Origin of the sequence: Ancylobacter aquaticus, assembly GCF_004339465.1 — a bacterium.
Taxonomy (GTDB): Bacteria; Pseudomonadota; Alphaproteobacteria; order Rhizobiales; family Xanthobacteraceae; genus Ancylobacter; species Ancylobacter aquaticus.
Map to the genome: position 1 here is coordinate 551,756 of NZ_SMFY01000003.1, position 7,588 is coordinate 559,343.

General features: G+C 68.0%; 8 protein-coding genes. 3 read left to right on the forward strand and 5 right to left on the reverse strand.

Annotated elements, in window-relative coordinates; genetic code table 11:
- Positions 1-238: 238 nt before the first annotated feature.
- Complete coding sequence (locus EV667_RS18520; protein ID WP_131836800.1) at positions 239-1,033, forward strand: SapC family protein; 795 nt, start codon at positions 239-241, stop codon at positions 1,031-1,033.
- Positions 1,034-1,128: 95 nt separating this feature from the next.
- Here EV667_RS18520 and EV667_RS18525 read toward each other — a convergent pair whose 3' ends face one another.
- The 5 genes from EV667_RS18525 to EV667_RS18545 all read right to left on the reverse strand — a co-directional run bounded on the left by EV667_RS18525 (position 1,129) and on the right by EV667_RS18545 (position 6,048).
- On the reverse strand, positions 1,129-1,872 hold the full coding sequence (locus EV667_RS18525) for a phosphoadenylyl-sulfate reductase (RefSeq protein WP_131836801.1): 744 nt from the start codon (positions 1,870-1,872) through the stop codon (positions 1,129-1,131).
- Entirely contained in the window at positions 1,869-2,381 is a 513-nt protein-coding gene (locus EV667_RS18530; RefSeq protein WP_131836802.1) for a DUF934 domain-containing protein, read from the reverse strand. Before EV667_RS18530 ends, EV667_RS18525 begins: the two co-directional genes overlap by 4 nt.
- Positions 2,368-4,023 carry a nitrite/sulfite reductase gene (locus EV667_RS18535; protein ID WP_131836803.1) on the reverse strand — a complete coding sequence of 552 codons (1,656 nt, stop codon included), beginning with the start codon at positions 4,021-4,023 and terminating at the stop codon, positions 2,368-2,370. Before EV667_RS18535 ends, EV667_RS18530 begins: the two co-directional genes overlap by 14 nt.
- Before the next feature lie 24 nt (positions 4,024-4,047).
- Positions 4,048-4,356: a DUF2849 domain-containing protein gene (locus EV667_RS18540; protein ID WP_131836804.1), complete on the reverse strand. Its 309-nt coding sequence runs from the start codon at positions 4,354-4,356 to the stop codon at positions 4,048-4,050.
- A 519-nt stretch (positions 4,357-4,875) separates the two neighbouring features.
- Positions 4,876-6,048: an NAD(P)/FAD-dependent oxidoreductase gene (locus EV667_RS18545; protein ID WP_131836805.1), complete on the reverse strand. Its 1,173-nt coding sequence runs from the start codon at positions 6,046-6,048 to the stop codon at positions 4,876-4,878.
- 107 nt (positions 6,049-6,155) lie between these two features.
- Between EV667_RS18545 and EV667_RS18550 the strand changes: the two genes are divergently transcribed.
- Together EV667_RS18550 and EV667_RS18555 are read left to right on the forward strand one after the other, a co-directional pair.
- The gene (locus EV667_RS18550) at positions 6,156-7,055 is read left to right on the forward strand and encodes an HpcH/HpaI aldolase/citrate lyase family protein (RefSeq protein ID WP_131836806.1); all 900 of its coding nucleotides are present in this window, start codon (positions 6,156-6,158) and stop codon (positions 7,053-7,055) included.
- 26 nt (positions 7,056-7,081) lie between these two features.
- Positions 7,082-7,285 (forward strand): DUF1737 domain-containing protein, encoded by a 204-nt coding sequence (locus EV667_RS18555; RefSeq protein WP_131836807.1) that lies wholly within the window; start codon positions 7,082-7,084, stop codon positions 7,283-7,285.
- Positions 7,286-7,588 lie beyond the last annotated feature (303 nt).

Below are 7,588 nucleotides of genomic sequence, written 5' to 3' on the forward strand. Positions count from 1 at the left end.
CATTCGGCGGGGCGACATCACGGTTCAATTCCGCCGTCGTTTCAGCTATTGAGCCTTTCAGCTACCGAGGGTTTTCATCCGCCAAGCCTAGCGGTGCCTGGGCACGTCGCGCCCCGCCCGCCCGATGGTGTGCCATTCGCCTCGCGGGGGCGCCCTGGCGGGCGTATCGTGCCGGCTGATGCCCTCGCCGCCCGCCGGATGCCCGGCCCATAAACGATTGTGACGTGAGGAAACCCCGATGCCACCCAGTACCGCTGCCACCCTGCCGCTTTTCTACCGGAACCCGATGCTGCTGCGCAGCCAGGAACACGGCACGTTCGGGCTGCGCCGGGCGCACGATTTCCGCTTCGCCGCCGACACCGCCGTGGTGCCGCTGGTGGCCAGCGAATTCGCTCCGGCGAGCCGTCACTACCCCATCGTCTTTGCGCCCGACGCCGCCGCTACCCCGCTCGCGGTGCTCGGCGTGGCGGCCGGGCGCAACCTGTTCGTCGATGGCGAGGGCCAGTGGCGGGCGGGAACTTATGTGCCCGGCTATGTGCGCCGCTACCCCTTCGTGCCCATGACCAATGCGAGCGGCGGGGCGCCGATGCTGGCGGTGGACAGCGCTTCTCCGCGCGTCGTCAACGGGGCGTCGGGGGAGGATGTGGACGCGTTCTTCGACACGGCCGGCCGGCCGACGGCGACGAGCCAGGCGGCGATGGCGTTCTGCGAGAGCTATCGGCTAGAGGCCGTGCGGATCGCCGCCTTCGGCAAGGCGCTGCTGGACCACAAGCTGCTGGTCGATCGTTCGGTGCGGATCAACTATCACGCCAGGAGGGATTCCGCCGCCGCGCCGCCCCCCGAAGCGACCGTCAACGGTTTCCGCATGGTGGACGAGGCGGCTTTCCGCGCGCTGCCGGCGGAGGTGGTGGCGAGGTTCCATGCCGAAGGCTGGACCGACCTCGTCGTGCTGCATCTCGCCTCGCAGCTCGGCTGGCAGGCGCTGGTGGATGCCTCCGCCGCGAAGGCCTCCCAGGCCGTCGCTGCCGCCTGAGCGACGTAACCCCCTCGCCCGGCGTTTGCGCGGGGCGAGGGCAGGCCTGCGCCCGTGGCCGCTTGCCATGGCTTGAGCCAGGGGAACGGGCCGGCTCAGTTCCCGACGGTGTTCAGCAGGGTGTGGATGCCGCACTCGGTCTTGGCCTTGCCACGCCAGCGGCCGGCGCGGGAATCCTCGCCCTCGGCGGCGCGGCTGGTGCAGGGCATGCAGCCCACCGAGGCGAAGCCCTTCGCCACCAGCGGATGGTCCGGCAGGGCGAACGCCTTGTGCGCGGCTTCCACGCCCGCGCGGTCGAGATTGGCGAGCGGGTTGAACTTGAGGCGCACGCCGTCGCGCTCCACCACCGGAATGGAGGCGCGCAGGCCGCCCTGATAGCGCTTGCGCCCGTTCAACCAGCCGTCGAAACCGTCCAGCGCCCGCGCGAGAGGCTCCACCTTGCGGATGCGGCAGCAGGTGTCGGGGTCGGTGAACCAAAGGTCGCGCCCGCCATCGAGCGCGGCCACCCGCGCCGCGTCCGGCTGGAGGCTGCGCACATCGGTGAGGCCGAGGCGGGCGGTGAGCATGTCGCGATAGGCCAGCGTTTCCTCGAACAGCCAGCCAGTGTCGAGAAACACCACCGGGATCGAGCGGTCGACCTCTGCCGCATAGGCCAGCAGCACGGCCGATTCCGTGCCGAAGGACGACACCAGGCAGAGCCGGCCGGCCCCGACCGTGCGCAGCGCGGCCTCGATAATCTCGACCGGGCCGGCATCGACCAGCGCGCAGGCGAGCCCGCCCACTTCATCCGTGCAGGGCGTGGCGGGAGTGAAATCGAGGCCGGGGCGCTGGAAGCTCATGAACGTATTCCCGCAATGGTGCGGCCGAGGCGCTGGCGCAGCAGGCTCGGGCGCGCATCGGTGGCCGGCTGGTAGAACACGGTGTAGCGGTGGGTCGCCTCGTCGAAGGCCTCGGCATCGGCGGGCTTCACCGCCTCGATCTGGTCGAAGCCGGAGCGCTCCATCAGCAGGAACTGGTCGCGCAGCACATTGCCGATAGCGCGCAGCGGGCCGGTCCAGCCGAGCCGCTCGCGCAGCAGCCGCGCCTGGCTGTAGGCGCGCCCGTCGCGGAAGGAGGGGAAGTTCAGCGCGATAAGCGCCAGTTGGGGCAAATACGGTTCGATTTCGGCGATCGGGCGGTTGTTCGGCCAGATGATTCCGACCGGAGCCTGCCGGCCCTTCAGCGCCTCGGCCTCCGAGAGCAAGCGGTCGATGCCGATGAGCACCGGCGCGCCTTCCGGCAGCGCCTCGTCATCCGCCACGCGGACATAGGCGTCGGCGACGATCTCACCCTTTTCAATGAGCGGCATAAACGCGCTCCTTGAAGGGCTCGACGCCGAGGCGGGCGACGGTGTCGATGAAGAGTTCATGCGGCCCGGCGCGCAGCTCCATATAGGTGTCGACCACGTCTTCCACGAGGCCGGGCACCTGCTCATAGGACACTGCCGGCCCCAGCAGCGTGCCGAGCTGGGCGTGCTCGTCGGCACGCCCGCCCAGGGTGATCTGGAAGAATTCCTGGCCGTTCTTCTCCACGCCGAGAATGCCGATATGGCCGACATGGTGGTGGCCGCAGGCATTGATGCAGCCGGAGATATTGATGTGGAGCCGGCCAACGCCGCGGGCGCGGTCGAGATCGGCGAAGCGCTTGGCGATCTCCTGCGCCACCGGAATGGCGCGGGTATTGGCCAGCGCGCAGTAATCCAGTCCCGGGCAGGAGATGATGTCGTTGACGAGGTTGACGTTCGGCGTGGCGAGGCCGGCGGCGTCAAGCGCGGCCCACAGCGCCGGCAGATCGCGCTGCGCTACGTGCGGCAGGCACAGGTTCTGCTCGTGTCCGACGCGGATTTCGCTGAAGGCGTAACGCTCGGCGAGGTCGGCGACGACGTCCATCTGGTCCGCCGTGGCGTCGCCGGGAGGAGCGCCGACGGGCTTCAGCGAAATGGTGACGATGGCGTGCCCGGGCACCTTGTGGGTGTGCACCGAATTGCGGTGCCAGGTGGCGAAGCGCGGGTCGGCCAGCGCCTCGATGAGTTCGGCCGGCTCGTTCTCCAGCGTCTCGAAGGCGGGATAGATGAAGCGGTCGCGGATATCGGCGATGGCCTCGTCGGTGAGGTGCAGCGCCCCGTCGCGGATCGCCGCCCATTCGGCCTCGACCGCCTTGGAGAATTCCTCGGCGCCGATCTCGTGGACGAGGATCTTGATGCGCGCCTTGTAGATGTTGTCGCGGCGCCCGTACTGGTTGTACACGCGCATGATGGCTTCGATGTAACTGAGCAGTTCGCGTGCCGGCAGGAACGGTCGGATCGACTTGCCAACAAAAGGCGTGCGGCCGAGACCGCCGCCGACCAGCACCTCGAAGCCGAGCTCACCGGCCTCATTGCGGTGCAGGCGCAGGCCGACATCGTGCACCTTGATCGCCGCACGGTCGTGACCAGCAGCGGTGACAGCGATCTTGAACTTGCGCGGGAGGTAGGTGAATTCCGGGTGCAGGGTCGAATATTGCCGCAGGATTTCCGCCCAGATGCGCGGGTCGTCGCATTCTTCCGGCGTCGCGGCGGCCCACTGGTCGGTGGTGACGTTGCGGATGCAGTTGCCCGAGGTCTGGATGCCGTGGACGCCAACCTCGGCCAGCGCGGCCATCGCCTCGGGAAGCTCGTCGAGCTTGATCCAGTTGAACTGGATGTTCTGCCGGGTGGTGAAATGGCCGTAACCGCGATCATAGACCCGCGCGACATGCGCCATGCGGCGCAACTGCGCGGCGCTCAGCGTGCCATAGGGAATGGCGATGCGCAGCATATAGGCGTGCAACTGGAGATAGACGCCGTTCATCAGCCGGAGCGGCTTGAACTCGTCCTCCGAGAGCGCGCCCGACAGGCGGCGGCCGACCTGGTCGCGGAACTCGGCGACACGTTCGGCCAGAAAGGCGCGGTCGAATTCATCATAGGCATACATGGGCGGGGCGGGCCTTGTGCGTCTTCAATGGGGCAGTTCAAAAGTCGGGCCTGCGACGCGGATGCGTTCGCGCAGATTGCCCGGGGCGAGCGCGCCATCCGTGCCCACCAGCACCGGCGCCACATAGGGGCCGACGGCATCGAGATCACGCTTTCCGGCTTCCGCGAGCAAAGCGAGGGCGGCATCGGCGGTGGTCACGACAGCGGCGTCCGCCAGCTCGACCGACCAGCCGCCGGCCTTCGTGCGCCACACCACGGCGCCGTCGGTTAGACGGTTGGCGGTGACGGCGACGGGGCCATTGACCTTCAGTTTCTGCTGCTGCGGCGCGGCCATGTCGGCTAATCCCTGTGGGTAGTCGGGGTATTCGTATATCACACCAATTTAGAACGTACAAAAGGAATAAATGCACAAAAATGACGTGTAATTAGGAGCGCGGCGCTCGGCGGCGTGGATTTTTCGGGCGGGCGTTTGGAGCCATTTGTGGCGACGACGTGCTCGCAAACGCGTCAGCCGGAGACATTCGGGTAAGAGACATCCGCCGAGGAGTCTTGCGCTGGGTCCCGTATCGCCCCCCGCTGGCGCTGCAGGCGTCCGGGAAACGGGGCGCTCATTCCCCAGCGTTGCGCGGCGTGTTCCCCGGACAAGCCGCACGCAGCGCGGCGACGATCCGGGACCCAGGGAAAACCATGCCGCCCGCGTCGTGAAACCGGCCGCCTCGTGCCCCGGGCACACCTCTCTCCGCCCCGTCATCCCGGCCGTTCGATGCGCTGGCACACGATCCCGGATCGGCCTGCGGCCGTCCGGGATGACGATAGCCCCGATGGGACTGGAGGCTGCCCCGCCCCCACCCCCTCAAATAATGTTCAGTTCCGCATGCGGGCGGCCGCTCGCGATGCGCTCATAGGAGAACACGTCGAGATCGAGCGACAGCGAGCGGCCATGCACCAGCCATTCGGTGATGGCGCGGCCGGCGGCGGGGGCCTGCTGCAGGCCGTGACCGGAAAAGCCGTTCATGAAGTAGAAATTCGCCACTTCCGGGTGCGGGCCGATCACCGCGTTGTGGTCGAGCAGGTTCATCTCGTAATGCCCGGCCCAGGCGCGCACGACCTTGAGTTCCTCCATCGCCGGGATACGGTGGGCGAGGTTCGGCCAGATGGTTTCCTCGAACACCGACCAATCGACCTCGAAATCGCCGGCCGCGTCGGGGTCGTTGTCTTCCGCCGGCGGCGCGCCGCAGATCTGGTAGGCGCCTTCGGGGCGGATATAGAAGCCGGAAGGGTCGACCAACAGCGGCAGCTTCGCGATCGGCGTACGGCAATGCACCACGAAGACGCAGCGCTTCTTTCCCTCCACCGGCAGGGGAATGCCGGCCATCGCCGCCACGCGCCCCGCCTGCGGCCCGGCGGCATTAACCAGCGCGCCGCAGCCGAGCCGGCGCCCATCCGCCAGCGTCGCGCCGGTGATGCGGGAACCCTCGCGGGTGAGCCCCACCACCTCGCCGGTGATGAAATGCGCTCCCTGCGCCTTCGCCGCGCTGCGCAGGCAAGCGAGCAAAGCGTGCGCATCGAACCAGCCCTCTCCCGAGCGACCAAACGCGCCGGCAGCGAGATCGTCCACATTCAGCCAGGGGAAGGCGGCCTTCAGCGCGGCAGGATCGAGCAGGGCGATGTCGGCGCCCTCGGCCTGCTGCGTGCGGTGATTGGCGGCGAGGATCGGCAGGCCGGCGGCCGAGGCGAGGATGAGATAGCCGCCCTCGTGAAAGGCGAGATCGGTGTCCGCTCCGAACCGCTCCTTCGCGCTGCGGAGGAATTCCAGCCCGAACAGCGACATGCGGATATTTTCGGGAATCGAGAATTGCTGGCGCAGCGAAGCGGCCGACAGGGCGGTGGACGCCTGCGCGAAACTGGGGTCGCGCTCGACCACGGCGACGCGGCCGCGAAAGGCGGGATCAAGGGTGAGGAAATAGGCGGAGGCGGCACCCATGATGGCGCCGCCGACAATGAGCACGTCGTAAGTCTCGTCCATGGCCTTGACCCGTAAGGCGGCGCGACCGGGCACCGGCGCCCGATTGGCAGCCCGCCAGTGAGCGGGATAGGCTCTTCGCTCTTTCCTGCCAATGAGCCGAGCGAATCATGTCCACACCCGTCCGTCCGCGCCGCAGCGTGCTGTTCATGCCGGGCTCGAACCCGCGCGCGCTGGAGAAGGCCCGCAGCCTGCCCGCCGACGCCATTGTCATCGACCTCGAGGACGCGGTGGCGCCCGATGCCAAGGCGCAGGCCCGGGAGCGCGTGGCGACGACCCTTGGCGAGGGCGGCTTCGCCCCGCGCGAGGTGGTGGTGCGGACCAATGGTGTCGACACACCCTGGTTCACGCAGGACCTCGCCATGATCGCCGCCGCCAGCGCGAAGGAGGAGGGTCCCGACGCGGTGCTGCTGCCCAAGGTGGACGACCCCGAGACGCTGCTGCTGGTGGGCCGCGCGCTGGAGGCGCTGGGCGCGGCACCTTCGCTGCGGGTGTGGGCGATGATCGAGACGCCGATCGCGGTGCTGCGGGCGCTCGACATTGCGCTGGCGGCGAAGAACCCGGGGAGCCGGCTCGCCGTGCTGGCGCTCGGCACCAATGATCTCTCCAAGGAAACCGGCGCCCGCATCGTGCCCGGGCGCGCGCCGATGGCGAGCTGGCTCTCCCACTGCGTGCTGGCGGCCCGCGCCGGCGGGGTCGGCGTGCTCGATGCGGTGTGGAACGATTTTCGCGACGTCGACGGCTTTGCGCGCGAATGCCGGGAAGCCGCCGATATGGGGTTCGACGGCAAGACGCTGATCCACCCGGACCAGATCGGCCCCTGCAATGCCGCCTTCTCGCCCCGGCAGGAAGAGGTGGAGGCAGCGCGGGCGCTGATCGCGCTGTTCGACCGGCCGGAGCATGCCGGCAAGGGTGTCGTGCAGGTCGAGGGACGGATGGTGGAGCGCATGCATGCCGACATCGCCCGCAAGACGGTGGCACTCGCCGATGCGATCGACCGGCGGAACTGAACAGCGGAACTGAGGAAGAGATGTCCATGAAGCTCTATCGCTATCTCACCGGACCGGACGACCAGGCCTTCTGCAAGCGCGTTTCGGCCGCGCTCAACAAGGGCTGGCAGTTGCAGGGCGACCCGACCCTGACCTTCGACCCGGTGAAGGGACGGGTGATCTGCGGCCAGGCGATCGTCAAAGAGGTCGAGGGCGAATGGAACGAGGAGGTGGTGCTCTCCGACCATTGACGCCCCGGGGGCGCGGGGGCCTGCGGATGCTGGATCTGCCGGCTTTCGGCCCGGTTTTGAGGGCCGGCGCGGCCGGCCGGCGAGAAGGGAAAATCACCGGCCGGGGAGGAGCAATGGGGCCGGCGGAAAACTGGGACAGCAAGACTAACCAATTGAAAGGTAAGTGTTTATTCCCTTTTGCGACGGGTTTATCAACAAGGTCGTGAACCTGTCATTTTTCTGAAAAAGGGCGTTGACAGTTCTGGGGGGGTGCCCCTATAAAGCGCCCATCGACGCGGCGCCACCGCAACGGCGGGTTTGGCG